The following is a 16352-nucleotide window of genomic DNA, read 5'->3' as shown; positions in this document are numbered from 1 at the left end:
AAGGACTACGCGATGACACTCAACAGGATCACCGCAGGCTTGGGTCTGAGCGTCTCATTACTCTCCGCCAGCTCGGTATGGGCGGTGCAGATGAGCGACGACAACTTCGGCCTCGACGTCAAGATCACCGCGCAATCGGAAGATGACCGCGACCTCGGCACCCGCGACGGTGGCGACGTCAACGGTATCGCTGCCGACCTGCGCCCCTGGCTGTATGGCCAACGCGGCAACTGGAGTGCCTTCGCCATGGGCCAGGCGGTGGTCGCCAGCGACATTATCGAGACCGACACCCTGGAGTCGTCCGACACCGAGCTGTCCAGCGATACCCAGCAAGACGGCCGCGAGCGGGAAAAGAACTACCTGGCGCTGCGTGAATTCTGGGTCGGCTACGCCGGACTCACCGACTATCCCGGCGAGCACCTGCGTCTGGGTCGGCAACGCCTGCACAACGATGACGGACAATGGCGCGATACCAATATCGAAGCGCTGAACTGGACCTTCGACACCACCCTGCTGCGCGCTAGCCTCGGCACCGCGCAACGCTTCAGCGACTACCGCAGCGACATCGACGAATTGGCCCCCGAAGACCAAGATCGTCTGCACGTATTCGGCGATGTCGAGACCCAGTGGCGCCCAGGACATTGGGTCGGCCTCAACGCCCATCACTCTGACGATGACGGCAACCTGGCCAGCCCCGGCGAGCCGATCGACACCCTGGACAAGCGCGCCACCGGCAAGCTGACCTGGCTCGGCGTGCAAGCCAACAGCGATGCCTACAATTTTCGCAACCAGAAACCAGTCAACTACTGGGCCAGCCTCACTTCGTTGAGCGGCGACCGCGAAGACCTGTCGCGTGGTCTCGTCAACGGCCAGGAAGTCGCCACCGGCAAAAACAGCGCCAGCGTCAACGCCTGGGCCACCGACCTGGGCCTGCGTTTTCGCCTGGACCCCAGCTGGCAAGTCGGCGGCGCCTATGCCCGTGCCAGTGGTAGCGGCGATGACGACGGTAACGGCACAGGCAACTATCGCCAGACCGGCCTGCAAAGCAACCGCTCAAACTTCACCGGCACCCGCTCCAGTGTGCACCGCTACGGTGAAGTGTTCCGCGGCGAGCTGAGCAACCTGCAGTCGGCCACCCTGTTCGGCTCCTGGCAGATGGCCGAGGACTATGACGCCACCCTGGTCTACCACAAATTCTGGCGGGTCGATGACCAGCAGCAGATCGGCAGAAGCGGGATCAACGCAAGCTTCGATGACCCGCTCTCAAACGCCGTCCCTGCCCCCAGGTCGACCTGGTGGATGGCGAGAAAGACCTCGGCCAGGAGCTCGATCTGGTGGTCACCAAGTACTTCAGGCAGGGCCTGCTGCCGGCCTCGATGAGCGAAGCGATCGACGAGCCGGCGGCGCTGGTGCGCTTTCGCGGTGGCGTGTTCAAGCCCGGCGACGCCTACGGCAGCGACACCGACTCGATGACGCATCGCGCCTTCGTCGACGTTATCTGGAAATACTGAGGACAACGCCATGACGCAACGACCAGGCAAACTCAAACAAGGCTGTGCAGTAGGCCTGCTGTGCAGCGGCCTACTGCTCGGCGCGCTGCAGCTGGCGGCGCCCTGGGTGCAAGCGGCGCAAGTGCTCGAAAAACCTAAGGAACCGACCCAGACGCTCAAGGAAACCAACAACTACACGGTAACCAGCGTACCGGTCGAGCAGTTGCATCTGGATGCGCCCAGCCTGCCCGATCTCAGCGGCTACACCGCTGCCGCCGTCGAGGCCAAGATCCAGCGCAAGCCTGGCGGCAAGGTAGTGGTGCGGCGCATGGTGCGCCAGGACGCACTGAAGGACTTTGTCGGCGGCAACGAGCGCCTGCGCGAATGGGTCGAGCGGCAGCACGGCATGCCCCAGGCGATCTTTATCGAAGGCGGTTACATGACGCCCAAGGATCTCGCCCGCAGCCTGCCGGACAGCCAATTTCGCGAGGTCGAGCCGGGCGTCTACCTGGCGCGCCTGCCGATCGTCGTGGCCCAAGGGGCAACCCTGCACGTGGGCAAGGACACCAAGGAGCTGCGCCTGTCCCAGGAACGCGGCAGCTTTATGGTCAACGACGGCCAGTTGTTCTTCACCGACACCAAGCTCACCGCCTGGCGTGAAGCGGACAACGGCCCGGCGAGCTTTCGCAAGGCCGATGAGTTCCGCCCGTTTCTGGTGTCCTGGGGCGGCAGTGAGCTGTACATCTCCGGCAGCGTGTTCACCAGCCTGGGTTACAGCAACAGCAAGTCCTACGGTGTCAGCATCACCCAGTACACCCCCAGCCTGCAGGCTCGGCTCAAACGCGCGGAGCCGACCGGTTGGCTGATCAACTCGGAGTTCGTCGACCACTGGTACGGCTTCTACTGCTATGAAGCCGAGAACGTGGTGCTCAAGGGCAATACCTACCGCGACAACATCGTCTATGGCATCGATCCGCACGACCGTTCCCATGGCCTGATCATCGCCGAGAACACGGTGCACGGGACCAAGAAAAAACACGGCATCATCATTTCCCGCGAGGTCGACGACAGCTGGATCATCAACAACAAGAGCTACGACAACAAGCAATCCGGCATCGTCCTCGACCGTAACAGCGTGCGCAATCTGGTGGCCTACAACGAGGTGTACCAGAACCATTCCGACGGCATCACCATTTACGAGAGCTCGAACAACCTGCTGTGGGGCAACAAGGTGTTGAACAATGCCCGCCACGGCATCCGCCTGCGCAACAGCACCAATATTCGCCTGTACGAGAACATCTCGGCGGCCAACGGCCTGACCGGCATCTACGGCCACATCAAGGACCTGTCTGACACCGACCGCAACATCGAACTCGACCCCTTCGACACCGAGGTGTCGATGATCGTGGTCGGCGGCACGCTCGCCGCCAACGGTTCCAGCCCACTGTCCATCGACTCGCCGCTTTCCGTGGAGCTGTACCGCGTGGAAATGCTCGCGCCGAGCAAAAGCACGGGCATCAGCTTCTCCGGCGTCCTCGGCGAGAGACAGGATGAAATTCTCGACTTGATGGTGCGCCGCAAGCTGGCAGTGCTCATCGACCCGGTCGAAAATCAGACCGAACTCCAGGATTGAGGAACTACAACGTGATCAAACGCCACTTCAATTTCCGCCAACTGGCCCTCGCCAGTGCCCTGCTGGGCGCTGCGGGTAGCGCCATGGCCGAGCCGCAGTACCAGGTGCAGCGGGTTGGCCCTCTGTGTCCGATCGCCCAGGACCCGAGCCAGTACAACACCAAGTACCTGAGCTTCTTCACCACACTGGTGCAGGGCCAAGGCGATTGGCTGTTCCGTAGCGGCAACGACCTGCGCACCGATTTTGGCACCACGCCCGCCGGCTATCGCCAGCTCAAACGCCTGCGCGACACCCTCAAGCGCAAGGGCATCGAGCTGATGGTGGTCTATCAGCCGACCCGCGGCCTGGTCAACCGCGAGCAGCTGAGCGCACAAGAGAAAGCCAACTTCAACTTCGAGCTGGCCAAGCGCAATTACCTGCACGCCATTGCCGACCTGCGCAAGAGCGGGATCTGGGTGACCGACCTGTCGCCGCTGTTCGACGAACAGGACGTGGACACCGCCTACTACTTCAAGGCCGACCACCACTGGACGCCGGCTGGCGCCCAGCGCACCGCCGAACTGGTGGCCGAAACCCTGAAGCAAATGCCCGGCTTCGACGAGGCGCCAAAGAAAGAATTCGCCAGCAAGGTGGTCGGTCTGCTGGGCAAGTCCGGCACCCTGCACAAGACCGCGGCCACCTTCTGTGGCACCAGCTATGCCACCCAGTACGTCGAGCGCTTCGAGACCGAACCGGTGGGCGAAGCCGATAGCGCCAGCCTGTTCGGCGACGAAGCCGACCCGGAAATCGCCCTGGTCGGCACCAGTAACAGCGGCCCGGCTTACAACTTCGCCGGTTTCCTGCAGCAATACAGTGGTGCCGAGGTACTCAATAGGTCGGTCAGCGGCGGTGGCTTCGAAAGCTCCCTGCTGCAATACATGAGCAGCCAGGAATTTCACGAAAATCCGCCGAAGGTCCTCATCTGGGAGTTCGCCACCCATTACGACCTGGAGCAAGCCAGCTTCTACCGCCAAGCCATACCGCTGGTAAACAACGGTTGCCAAGGCCGCCCGGCAGTGATGAAGAACAAAGTCACGCTCAAGCCCGGCGCCAACCAGGTCCTGGTCAATGGTGAGAACCGACCACTGCGGGATCTGCGCGGCGGCGACTACCAGGTCGATCTGACCTTCAGCGACCCCAGCGTGCACAGGTCCCAGGCCACCCTCTGGTACCTCACCGGTCGCCGCGAGAACTTCAAAATCGAACAGAGCGACCGTGCCGGTACCGACGGACGCTATGTCTTCGAACTGCGCAACGAAGCCGATTGGGTCGACCTCAATCTGCTCGCCCTGGACATCCACAGCCCGGAAAACATGCCGGCAAATCTCAGCGTCGAGGCAACCCTGTGCAAACGCCCCGCCGCTAGTGACAAAGCCGTCACGGCGCAAGCCCAGTGACGGTTATAGGAGGCACGATGAAACGCCCCACTTGGATACTCGCCCCCTGCCTGCTCGGCGCGGCCCTGCTCGCCCAACCGCTGCTCGCCGCCAGTCTGGTGCCGCCGGCTGGCTACTACGCGCCAGTGCCGGTCACCGACAAGAAGGCGAGAGCCTGTCAGGCAACGCCACAGCCCTACACCGACAAGCTGGTGTTTCGCAGCAAATACGAAGGCTCGGGCAAGGCCCGCGCCACCCTCAATAAGGAGTCGGAAAAGGCCTTCCGCGACAAGACGTCCACCATCACCGAACTGGAGCGCGGGGTCGGCAAACAGGTCACGTACTACATGCGCGAAGGCCAACCCGAGCAGCTCGAATGCACCCTGCAGTGGCTGAGCGAATGGGCCGAGGCCGGCGCCTTGCTCAGCACCGATTACAACCACACCGGCAAATCGGTGCGCAAATGGGCGCTGGGCAGTCTGTCCTCCGCCTACCTGCGCCTGAAATTCTCCGAGTCGCAGCCGCTGGCAGCCTATCCGCAGCAAACCCAGCAGATCGAAGCCTGGTTCATCAAGCTGGCCGAGAACACCGTGCATGACTGGAGCAATCTGCCGCTGAGGAAAATCAACAACCACAGCTACTGGTCTGCTTGGTCGGTGATGGCCACGGCCGTCGCCACCGACCGCCGCGACCTGTTCGACTGGGCGGTGGAGCAGTTCCGGGTAGGCGCCAACCAGGTCGACCCGGACGGCTACCTGCCCAACGAACTGAAACGCAACCATCGCGCGCTGGCCTATCACAACTACGCAATGCCGCCGCTGATGATGCTCGCCGCCTTCGCCCAGGCCAACGACGTCGACCTGCGCGAAGAGAACCAGGGCGCGCTCAAGCGTCTAGCCGAGCGGGTGCTGGACGGGGTGGATGACCAGGACGACTTCGCCAGCAAAACCGGCGAAAAACAAGACATGAAAGAACTGAAGAAACACAGCAAATACGCCTGGCTGGCGCCCTACTGCACGCTCTATGCCTGCACGGCCGACACCAAGGCACTCAAGCACAAGATGGGCTCCTTCAATAATTTCCGCCTCGGCGGCGATGTGAGCCAGCTGTTCGACCCGAAGAAGCCCAAAGACAGTTGATTCACCTCGAACGGTGAACGCTTTACCGGGCTGGACGCAATAGCCCCAGCAAGCTTGCAAGCCCGTCCACGGACGGTGTGAAACAGCCTCCCGCTCGCGGGGGGTAAGGGGGGCTTGCGAGCCCCGGAAGAGTTGTAACTCACCGGAGATCTACGGATGGTCTTTTCATCCAACGTATTCCTGTTCCTGTTCATGCCGATCTTTCTCGGCCTGTACTACTTGAGCAGTAATCGCTATCGCAACCTGTTGATCCTGATCGGCAGCTACGCGTTCTACGCCTGGTGGCGGGTGGACTTCCTCCTGCTGTTCGTCGCGGTCACCCTGTGGAACTACGGTTTCGGCCTGCGCATCTATCGCGCCGGAGTGCGCAGCAAGGCGGCGCAGCGCTGGGTGATCGGCGGCGTGGCCGGCAACCTGGCGACCCTGGGTTACTTCAAGTACGCCAACTTCGGCGTGGAAAACATCAACAAGGTGTTGGAAGGCGCCGGCTTCGAGCCGTTCCTGCTGACCCATGTGATCCTGCCGATCGGCATCTCCTTCTATATCTTCCAGTCGCTCAGCTACCTGATCGACGTGTACCGCGGCGACACCAAACCCACGGAAAACCTGATCAACTTCGCCGCCTTTATCGCCCTGTTCCCGCAGCTGATTGCCGGGCCGGTATTGCGCTACAAGGATCTCGCCGACCAGTTCACCGACCGCACCCATAGCCTCGACAAGTTCTCCGAAGGCGCCACGCGCTTTATGCAGGGCTTCGTCAAGAAGGTGTTCATCGCCGACAGCCTGGCGCCGCTGGTCGAGCAGATTTTCGCCCTGCAAGACCCCAGCACCGGCGACGCCTGGCTGGGCATGATCGCCTACACCGCGCAACTGTATTTCGACTTCTCCGGCTACAGCGACATGGCCATCGGCCTCGGCCTGATGATGGGTTTCCGCTTTATGGAAAACTTCAACCAGCCCTATATCAGCCAGTCGATCACCGAATTCTGGCGACGCTGGCACATCAGCCTGTCGACCTGGCTGCGCGACTACCTGTACGTGCCGCTGGGCGGCAACCGTAGCGGTACCTTCAACACCTACCGCAACCTGTTTTTGACCATGCTGCTCGGTGGCCTGTGGCATGGCGCCAACTGGACCTTCCTGATCTGGGGCGCCTGGCACGGCATGTGGCTGGCGATCGAACGCCTGTTTGGAGTGAACGCCGCACCCAAGGTGATCAATCCGCTGAAGTGGCTGTTCACCTTCTTCCTGGTGATGCTCGGCTGGGTGATCTTCCGCGCCGAGAACCTGGACATCGCCTGGCGCATGTACAGCGCCATGTTCAGCCCGGCGCTCTTCAGCAGCCAAGGCTTGCAGCTCAGCGAACTCAACAGCGCCAGCATCAGCGACCTGCAGATCGCCACCCTGGTATTGGCCTATGCGGTCATGGCCTTTTGCGGCGTGCGGCAGTTCTATCGCCACAAGGCGCTGGATGCCCGCTCCGATGGGCCGGCGACCGACCTCTCGCGCATGGTCAAGGCCGTGCCTGGCGATGATCAGGGGCTGGTCGTTGGCAGCGGCGGCGTACTGGTGCAACAAGCCACCTGGAGCGCCGCCGTACCGCGCTACCTGGTCCGTGGCGCGTTGCTCCTGCTGTTCTGCGCTTCGCTGTTGAAGCTCTCGGCGCAGAGCTACTCCCCCTTTCTTTATTTCCAATTCTGAATGAGGCCGAGCATGACGCGTCCATTACGCAAACTCTACGTCGCCCTGTTCCTCGGCGTGCTGACCCTGCTGCTGCTCTGGTCCATGCGCGGGGTCCTGAGTTACCAGGCCCCCAACCAGTTCAGCGTGCTCGACGGCGACCTGGCGACGAACTTCGAGAGCCATTACGACAAGCAGTTCCCGATCAAGCAGCTCGGCACCAATGTCTGGGCCGCGCTGGACTACGTGCTGTTCAACGAAGGCCGCCCCGGTGTGGTGATCGGCAAGCACGACTGGCTGTACTCGGATGAAGAGTTCAACCCGGTGGCCGACGGTCAACAGAATCAGCGCGACAACCTGGCGCTGATCCAGGGCGTGCGTGACCAACTGGCGCAACACGATGTGCTGTTGCTGCTGGCGATAGTGCCGTCGAAGTCGCGCCTGTACCCGGAGCACGTCGGCGACACCCCCATCAGCAGCCAGCGCCAGGACCTCTACCAGCGCTTTCACAGCGCGGTGCGCAGCGCCGACATCGCCGCACCGGATTTGCTTGCCAACCTGCAGGCCGAGAAAAACAGCGGGCAACTGTTCCTGCGCACCGACACCCACTGGACACCGTTGGGCGCGGATTTCGTCGCCCGCCAATTGAGTGAAACCGTCAGCCGCTCGCTAGACCTCAACGGCGAACCACAGGAGTTCGTCACCCAGGCCACCAAGCAGAAGCCACTGCTCGGCGACCTGACCAGCTTCCTGCCGCTGGCGCCGCTGTTCGAGCATCTGCTGCCCGAACCCGATCAGTTGCAGCAGTACCAAACCCGCGCCGCGGACCAGGTCAACGGCACCGATGCGCTGTTCGCCGACAGCGACATGCCGGTGGCGCTGGTCGGCACCAGTTACAGCGCCAATCCCAACTGGAATTTTCCTGGCGCCCTGCGCCAACACCTGCAACGCGACCTGAGCAACCACGCCGAAGACGGCCAGGGGCCGATTGTGCCGATGCTCAAGTACCTGCAAAGCGACGAATTTGCCAACGCCACACCGCAGCTGCTGATCTGGGAATTTCCCGAACGCTACCTGCCGATGAGCAACGACCTCAGCAACTTCGATCAGGCCTGGATAGCCGAGCTGAAAAGCAACAGCAGCCAGCAACGCCTGGCCAACAGCAACAGCAATTGAATCAGCCGTCCGTTCTGAGGTCTCACCCCCACATGGTCGACAGATCATTTTGTTAAATCACATGGAGCACTACCCATGAACAGACCAACCAAATACAGCTGGATGTCGTACGTCGGGGCCATCGCCCTGGGCTTCAGCGCCCTGCACGCCCAAGCCGGCGAAGGTGGCCTCTACGCCCCCATCGCGCCCAAGGGATCGGCCTTCGTCCGCGCCTATAACGCCGGCAACAGCGAGCTCAGCGTCAGCGTCGGCAACACCGAGCTCAGCGACATTGCGCCGCTGGGCTCCAGCGACTTCAGCTATCTCCCGGCCGGCAGCTACAGCGCCCAGGTCGGCAGCAGCAGCCTGCCGGTGCAACTCGACGCCGACCACTTCTACACCCTGGTCAACCAGCCGGGCGCAGAACCCAAGCTGGTGGAAGAAGCCGCATTCCAGAACAAGCAGAAAGCCCTGCTCCGGGTACAGAACCTGTCCGACAGCACGCTCAGCCTGAAGACCGCCGACGGCAAGGCCGCGGTGGTCGACAACGTCGCCCCGGATGGCAACGGCGAGCGCGAAGTCAACCCGGTCAAGATCAGCCTGGCGCTGTTCGACGGCGACAAGAAAGTCAGCGACCTCAAGCCCGTCACCCTGGCGCGCGGTGAGGTAGTCAGCCTGTACATCACCGGCAACGGCCGCCAGCTCTCGCCGGTGTGGGTCAAGCGCCCAGCCAAGACCGACTAAGCAACCCGGACAACAGCCAAGGTCGGCAATAGACCGACCTGCAATTAGCGCCTTCATGAGGAGGCGTTTTGGAGTGATGCCCCCAGAGCTGTTCGCTCAGCCTGGGTAACTGGACCTCCCGCCAGAGTGTGGGAGGCGTCCAACTGAGTGCATAAACGCTTTAGGAGTACAGACATGATTCCAGTAATTCTTTCCGGTGGTAGCGGTTCGCGCCTATGGCCCCTCTCGCGTAAGCAGTTCCCCAAGCAGTTCCTCGCCCTCACTGGCGAAGACACCCTGTTCCAGCAAACCATCAAGCGCCTGGCCTTCGACGGCATGCAGGCGCCGCTGCTGGTGTGCAACAAGGAACACCGCTTTATCGTCCAGGAACAACTGCAAAGCCAACAACTGGAGTCCCAGGCGCTCCTGCTCGAGCCCTTTGGCCGCAACACCGCGCCGGCGGTGGCCATCGCCGCCATGAAGCTGCTCGCCGAAGGCCGTGACGAGCTGCTGCTGGTTCTGCCCGCCGACCATGTGCTGGAAAACCAGCAAGCCTTCCAGGACGCCCTGGCGCTGGGCAGCAAGGCCGCCGAAAAAGGCGAAATGGTGCTGTTCGGCATCCCGGCTGTGCGTCCGGAAACCGGCTACGGCTACATCAAATCGATTGCCGACCCCCTTCTGCCAAAAGGTGTGATTCGCGTGCAGTCCTTCGTCGAGAAACCCGATGAAGCGCGCGCCCGGACATTCGTCGAGTCCGGCGACTACTTCTGGAACAGCGGCATGTTCCTGTTCCGCGCCAGCCGTTACCTGGAAGAACTGAAGAAGCACGACGCCGACATCTACGACACCTGCCTGCTGGCCCTGGAACGCAGCGAGGTCGAGGATGACGTGGTGAATATCGACGCCGCCACCTTCGCCTGCTGCCCGGACAACTCCATCGATTACTCGGTGATGGAAAAGACCACCCACGCCTGCGTGGTACCGCTCGATGCCGGCTGGAACGATGTCGGCAGCTGGTCGTCGATCTGGGACGTACACGACAAGGACACAAACGGCAACGTCACCAAGGGCGATGTCATGGTGCACGACAGCCGCAATTGCCTGGTGCATGGCAACGGCAAGCTGGTCTCGGTGATCGGCCTGGACGACATAGTCGTGGTGGAAACCAAGGACGCCATGATGGTCGCCCACCGCGACCACGTGCAGGACGTCAAGACCGTGGTCAACCAGCTCAATGAGCAAGGCCGCAGCGAAACCCAGAACCATTGCGAGGTTTATCGGCCTTGGGGTTCCTACGACTCGGTGGACATGGGCGGACGCTTCCAGGTCAAACATATCTCGGTCAAACCTGGCGCCACCCTGTCCTTGCAGATGCACCATCACCGTGCCGAACACTGGATCGTGGTATCAGGCACCGCCGAGGTGACCTGTGACGACAAGGTGTTCCTGCTCACCGAAAACCAGTCCACCTATATTCCCATGACCGCGGTGCACCGCCTGAGCAACCCCGGCAAGATCCCGCTGGAAATCATCGAAGTGCAATCGGGCAGCTACCTCGGTGAAGACGACATCGAACGTCTGGAAGACGTCTACGGCCGCAGCCAGGCAACACCGCTAAGCATCGTCGCCAACTGAGTCGACGTTAAAACCGCGGCAAACAGACGCCGGCCTTTGTCACAGACAGGGCCGGCGTCGCTTTTTCCGACATCCGCCTGCACGGCGCATGTCGCCCCAGCCTTGTGTAGGATAAAGCCCTGTTTTATCAATCAAGGTTTCCCCTATGTTATTCGGCGCGATACTGGTTCTGAGCTGGCTGGTCCTGCTGATCCGCTACCCGAGCAAAGCCCTGCCTATCTCCCTTGCCGCCTTGATCGGCCTGGGCCTGGTGGCTAGCTGGGTGCTCTGGCAGGAAAGCCGCGAGATGCGCCACCTGGCGCATATGCAACTGCGCCTGGTCTACGATCCGCAAAACTGCCCGGCCAATCGCCCGCTGGCCCTGACCCTGAAGAACGGCAGCGACGCCGCCCTGCTCGAACTGCAATGGGAGATCGCCGCCAACCGCCCCGGCGAGAGCGTCAACCTCGTCGAACGCCTCTACGAATCCCCCCGCTACAGCGGCCCCGGCGATCTGCTGCCAGGCGCCACCTGGCAGGACTGCCTGCCCGTGCCGACCCTGCGCAGCGGCTACCGCGCCAGTACTCTGGATTTTCGTGCCGAACGCCTGCATGGCAGCTTCAGTCACTGAGTCACTCGCTTGACCCTGTCGGGTGCATGCCAGCCCCCTGCTAACCCCCCCACAAGGATGCCCGCATGACCCAGCCCACCGCCCTGATCACCGGATGCTCCAGCGGCATCGGCCGCGCCCTGGCCGACGAATTTAAACAGGCCGGTTATCAGGTGTGGGCCAGCGCCCGCAAAGAGGCCGACCTCGCCGCGCTCAGTGCGGCCGGTTTTACCGCGGTGCAACTGGACGTCAACGACGGCCTGGGCCTGGGCCAACTGGCCGAACGTATGCAGACGGAAGTCGGCGGCCTGGACGTGCTGATCAACAACGCCGGTTACGGCGCCATGGGCCCGCTGCTCGATGGCGGCGTCGAGGCCATGCGCCGGCAGTTCGAGACCAATGTGTTCGCCCTCGTCGGCGTGACCCGGGCGTTGTTCCCGCTGCTGCGGCGCAACAAGGGCCTGGTGGTGAATATCGGCAGCGTTTCCGGGATTTTGGTCACCCCCTTCGCCGGCGCCTACTGCGCCTCGAAAGCCGCCGTGCATGCGCTGTCCGATGCCTTGCGCCTGGAGCTGGCGCCCTTCGCCATCGAGCTGATGGAAGTGCAGCCCGGCGCCATTGCCTCCAGCTTCGGCGCCAGCGCCAGTCAGCAGGCCGAGCAGCTGATCGATGAAGCCTCGCCCTGGTGGCCAATCCGCGCGGGTATCCGCGCCCGCGCCAACGCCTCCCAGGACAACCCTACGCCCGCCAGCCACTTCGCCCGCAACCTGCTCGCCGCCGTGCAAAGCGCCAAGCGCCCGCGCCTGCTGCGCCTGGGCAATGGCAGCCGGGTCCTGCCGCTGATCGCGGCACTGGTGCCAAAAAGCCTGCTCGATGCGGTCCTGAAAAAACGTTTCGGCTTGAACCGGAGCCTCTGAATGCCTGCCTCAAATGATCCGACTCCGCGCCCTGCCGCCGTGCCCGTCGCCCGCCTGGCCCTGAGTGGAGTCGCCGCGGTGATCGTGCTCAATCTGCTGCTGCGCACCTTCGTCAAACTGGGCGGTCTGCTGAGTACCTTGTTGATCGCCATGGTTGTGGCCGGCGGCATGGCCCTATGGTTTGTCTGGCGCAACAGCCGCGCGCCGCTGCCGAGCGAACGGCGCCATCTGGTCTGGCTCTATGGCGGGGTACTGGCGCTGCTCTATCTCGGCCTACTGGGGCTGATGACGCTCAAGGACGACCCCAGCCCCATGGCCCTGCTGATCCTCGCCCTGCACTACCTGTGCTACCCGCTGTTCGCCCGGCTGGTGTTCTCCGAGCGGGTTTTCGCCAAGTTTCGCTAGGGCCTGCTGGCCTGCACCGTTCAGCCGGCGGAACCCTGCGCCGCTGTGCAACTCTATACTCAAGGCAGATCGTGCATGAGTCGGAGACGAACTGTGCCAGCGCCAAGCTCCACCAACCAGGAACACCCGTACCTCAACCGCGCGTTGCGCACTTTGAGTGGCTGCAATCGGGCGTTGCTGCGTGCCGAAGACGAGGCCACCCTGCTCCAGGCGATCTGCCGGGTGATCGTCGAGCAGGCCGGTTATCGCCTGGCCTGGGTCGGCCGCGCCGAGCACGATCCGGCGAAAACAGTGACTCCCCTGGCCCATGCCGGGGTCGACCAGGCCTATGTCGACTCGCTGAACATTTCCTGGGCCGACAACGAGCGCGGCCACGGCCCCTCCGGCACCGCGATCCGCACCGGCCAGCTGAGCCTGACCCACAACCTGCTGACCGACCCCGACGCCGCACCCTGGCGCGAGGGCGCCACCCAACACGGCATCGCCTCGGTGCTGTCGCTGCCGCTACGGGTCGACGGCGAGATCTTCGGTGCTCTCGGCATCGGTGCCCCGGAGCCCGATGCCTTCGCCGCGCAAGAAATGGAACTGCTGAGCGAAGCCGCCGAGGACCTGGCATTCGGCATCGAAACCCTACGCAGCAAGGCCCGCCGCGCGCAGGCCGAGCAGGAGATCCAGCGCCTCAATCGCGCCCTGGCGACGCGGGTGGCGGTCAACCATGCACTGATCCATGCCAGCGATGAGTCCGACCTACTCGAGGAAGTCTGCCGGGTGCTGGTGGCCGAATGCGGTTACCGCCTGGCCTGGGTCGCCTACCGCCAGGAAGACCCCGCCGAGCCGGAGCGCCAGGTTGCCTACGCCGGCAGCGATCACGGTTTCCTCGCCCGCGCCGATACCTGGGCCGCCGGCGCCAAGGGCAAGAGCTACATCCAGCGCTTCGCTGCCGAACTCGAGGCCGGCCGACCGCTGGTTATCCGCAACCGCCTCGACGAACCGATAGATGAGCTACTGGACGAGGCCATCGAGCACGGCTTCGCCTCGGCCATCGTGCTACCACTGAGCGTCGACGAGCAACTGATCGGCAAGCTGGTGATCATGGCAATGGAGGCCGACGCCTTCGACGAGCAGGAGGTCGAGCTGCTGTTCGCCACGGCCAAGGATCTGGGTTTCGGCATCGCCACCCTGCGCACCCGCGCCAAGGCGGCGCAGGCGGAAGCGACCATCAGGCGCATGGCCTATTTCGATGCGCTGACCGAACTGCCGAATCGCCTGAATCTGCGCGAACAGCTGGACGATGCGATTGCCAGCGCCAAGCAGGAGCACCGGGCGCTCGGTCTGTTGCAACTGGAAGTCGGCCGCAACCAGGCGATCAACGAAACCCTCGGCTACCCCGAAGGCGACCGCCTGCAGCAAGCCATCGCCGCGCGCCTGGTGCAGGCGGTGGGCGCGAGCAGCACGGTGGCGCGCATCGGCGAGAGTGAATATGCCGTATTGATGCCCAGCGGCGGTGCCGAACAGGCGTCGCAACTGGCGCAGAAGATCCTGGTGGCGCTGTATGAGCCGATCGACCTGTCCGGGCTGCTCCTCGATGCCCGCGCCAGCATCGGCATCGCCCTCTACCCCGGCCACGGCACCGACTCGGACGCGCTGATCCGCCGCGCCGGCAGCGCCATGGATCAGGCCAAACGCTCCAGCGCCGGCTATGCGCTGTTCCAGGGCGGTCTTGACCGCGAATGCGCCCAGCACCTGACGCTGATGAGCGAACTGCGCCGGGCGATCGATGGCAATCAACTGCTGCTGCACTACCAGCCAAAACTGCAAATCGCCACCAACAAGGTGTGCGGCAGCGAAGCCCTGGTGCGCTGGCAGCATCCGCAACATGGCCTGCTGCCACCCAACGACTTCATCAAGTTGGCTGAGAGCGCCGGGCTGATCACCCCGCTCACTTACTGGGTGCTCGATGCGGCGCTGGGCCAGAGCTATGCCTGGCACGAGGAAGGCGACTCGCGACCCATCTCGGTCAACCTGTCGGCGCACGACCTGCGCGACCCCAAACTGCTCGAGCGGATTCGCGGCGCCTTTGCCACCTGGGGCGCCCAGCCCAACTGGATCGAGTTCGAGCTGACTGAAAGCGCGCTGATGGAAGACCCAGTGGCGGCCCTGCAGACCCTGACCCAACTGAGGAACCTCGACACCCGGCTGACCATCGACGACTTCGGCACCGGCTACTCCTCGCTGGCCTACCTGCAGAAACTGCCGGTGGACTCACTGAAAATCGATCAGTCCTTCGTCACCAACATGCTCAGCGACGACGATGACTCGGCGAAAATCGTGCGCTCGATCGTCGAACTGGCGCACAACCTCGACCTCGAAGTGGTCGCCGAGGGCGTGGAAAGCCGCGAAACCCTGACCCGCTTGGGCAACTTCGGTTGTGACATCGCCCAGGGTTTCTCGATCAGCCGGCCAATTCCCGGCGACAGCTTCCGTGCCTGGGAAGCGCTGTCGACCTGGCATTGAGCGCGCACGCCTGGGCTCAGCGCTTGTGCAAATATCGAGCGCCGCCGCGGTCGTTTGCAGGCGACCGCAGTAGCCGAGCGTTTTTCACAGCCTCTCAGCCCGCCTTACTGTCCAGGCTGCCATCGCGCGTCAACTGCGGCAGCGGCTTCGCCTTGCGAAACACCAGCACGTTGCCGAGCATCACCAACACCAGGCCGAACAATGCCGGCGCGGTCCACTGGTAACCCTCGACGAACACCGAGATGTTCAGCGCCACCACCGGAAACAGCACGGTGCAGTATGCCGCCCGCTCCGGCCCCATGCGCCCGACCAGGGTCAGGTAGGCGGTGAAGCCGATCACCGAACCGGGAATCGCCAGGTACAACAGCGAACCGACGTAGCGCGTGCTCCACTCGAAACCGAACGGCGTGCCGTTGACCAGGCAGATCGCCACCAGCATCAAGGCGCCGTAGAGCATGCCCCAGGCGTTAGTGGTCAGTGGCTTGAGGCCGGCCTTCTGCTGCAGGCTGGAGAGCAGATTGCCGGCGGAAAAACACAGGGTGCCAATCAGCGACAAGCCGATGCCCAGCAGGGTTTCCCGGCTGGCCGTATGCCCCGCCAGTTCGGGCCAGAACAACAGGCCGAGGCCCGCCAGGCCCAGGGCCCCGCCGGCCAGGACATTGGCGGCGATCTTCTGCTTGAAGAACAGCCGCGCGTTCAGCGCATTCCACAAGGTTGCCGTGGAAAAAATCACCGCGACCAGCCCGCTGGGGATCCACTGACTGGCGGTGTAGAAACACAGGAAATTGATGCAGAACAGGCACAGACCCTGGAGCAGGCAGATCACCTGGCCACGTCTATCGAGCGTCTGCAGGCGGCCGCTGAGCAGCAACACGGCAAACAGCACCGCCGCCGCCAGGGCGAAGCGATAGGCAATCGAGGCGGCAATCGCCACCTCGCCCATCTGCAGCTTGATGGCGATCCAGGTGGTGCCCCAGATCAGCACGGTCAACAGGTATAGCGACAGGTTCATCGGACGACTCCCAGTGGATGGCGCCAGTCTGCGCCGCGCCTGCTG

Annotated in this window: 12 protein-coding genes and 1 pseudogene; 12 read left to right on the top strand and 1 reads right to left on the bottom strand. The window is 63.2% G+C overall.

The window, feature by feature from the left end; genetic code table 11:
- Positions 1–12 precede the first annotated feature (12 nt).
- The 12 genes and pseudogenes from B2D37_RS00850 to B2D37_RS00795 all read left to right on the top strand — a co-directional run bounded on the left by B2D37_RS00850 (position 13) and on the right by B2D37_RS00795 (position 15295).
- Positions 13–1511, top strand: a pseudogene (locus B2D37_RS00850) (alginate export family protein).
- Positions 1512–1521: 10 nt separating this feature from the next.
- Entirely contained in the window at positions 1522–3123 is a 1602-nt protein-coding gene (gene algG / locus B2D37_RS00845; RefSeq protein WP_079200944.1) for a mannuronan 5-epimerase AlgG, read from the top strand.
- An 11-nt stretch (positions 3124–3134) separates the two neighbouring features.
- Positions 3135–4559: an alginate O-acetyltransferase gene (locus B2D37_RS00840; protein ID WP_371915421.1), complete on the top strand. Its 1425-nt coding sequence runs from the start codon at positions 3135–3137 to the stop codon at positions 4557–4559.
- A gap of 17 nt (positions 4560–4576) precedes the next feature.
- Positions 4577–5677, top strand: coding sequence for a mannuronate-specific alginate lyase (locus tag B2D37_RS00835; protein ID WP_079200943.1), 1101 nt, complete (start codon positions 4577–4579; stop codon positions 5675–5677).
- A 156-nt stretch (positions 5678–5833) separates the two neighbouring features.
- Positions 5834–7378 carry an MBOAT family protein gene (locus B2D37_RS00830; protein WP_079200942.1) on the top strand — a complete coding sequence of 515 codons (1545 nt, stop codon included), beginning with the start codon at positions 5834–5836 and terminating at the stop codon, positions 7376–7378.
- A gap of 12 nt (positions 7379–7390) precedes the next feature.
- Positions 7391–8533, top strand: a complete 1143-nt coding sequence (locus tag B2D37_RS00825; protein WP_079200941.1) for an alginate O-acetyltransferase — start codon at positions 7391–7393, stop codon at positions 8531–8533.
- Between the two features lie 75 nt (positions 8534–8608).
- Positions 8609–9256, top strand: a complete 648-nt coding sequence (locus tag B2D37_RS00820; protein ID WP_079200940.1) for an alginate O-acetyltransferase AlgF — start codon at positions 8609–8611, stop codon at positions 9254–9256.
- A gap of 174 nt (positions 9257–9430) precedes the next feature.
- On the top strand, positions 9431–10870 hold the full coding sequence (locus B2D37_RS00815) for a mannose-1-phosphate guanylyltransferase/mannose-6-phosphate isomerase (RefSeq protein WP_079200939.1): 1440 nt from the start codon (positions 9431–9433) through the stop codon (positions 10868–10870).
- Between the two features lie 145 nt (positions 10871–11015).
- Positions 11016–11480 carry a multidrug transporter gene (locus B2D37_RS00810; RefSeq protein ID WP_079200938.1) on the top strand — a complete coding sequence of 155 codons (465 nt, stop codon included), beginning with the start codon at positions 11016–11018 and terminating at the stop codon, positions 11478–11480.
- Positions 11481–11545: 65 nt separating this feature from the next.
- On the top strand, positions 11546–12376 hold the full coding sequence (locus B2D37_RS00805; protein WP_079200937.1) for an SDR family oxidoreductase: 831 nt from the start codon (positions 11546–11548) through the stop codon (positions 12374–12376).
- Entirely contained in the window at positions 12377–12781 is a 405-nt protein-coding gene (locus B2D37_RS00800) for a hypothetical protein (protein ID WP_079200936.1), read from the top strand. It abuts the gene before it with no gap.
- A gap of 93 nt (positions 12782–12874) precedes the next feature.
- Positions 12875–15295, top strand: coding sequence for an EAL domain-containing protein (locus B2D37_RS00795; protein ID WP_256573131.1), 2421 nt, complete (start codon positions 12875–12877; stop codon positions 15293–15295).
- A 94-nt stretch (positions 15296–15389) separates the two neighbouring features.
- Here B2D37_RS00795 and B2D37_RS00790 read toward each other — a convergent pair whose 3' ends face one another.
- Complete coding sequence (locus B2D37_RS00790; RefSeq protein ID WP_079200934.1) at positions 15390–16307, bottom strand: DMT family transporter; 918 nt, start codon at positions 16305–16307, stop codon at positions 15390–15392.
- Positions 16308–16352 lie beyond the last annotated feature (45 nt).

The organism is Pseudomonas sp. CC6-YY-74 (assembly GCF_002025205.1).
GTDB lineage: Bacteria > Pseudomonadota > Gammaproteobacteria > Pseudomonadales > Pseudomonadaceae > Aquipseudomonas > Aquipseudomonas paeninsulae.
Note: the sequence above shows the minus strand (reverse complement) of the source record. Positions and strands in the feature narration are given on the sequence as shown.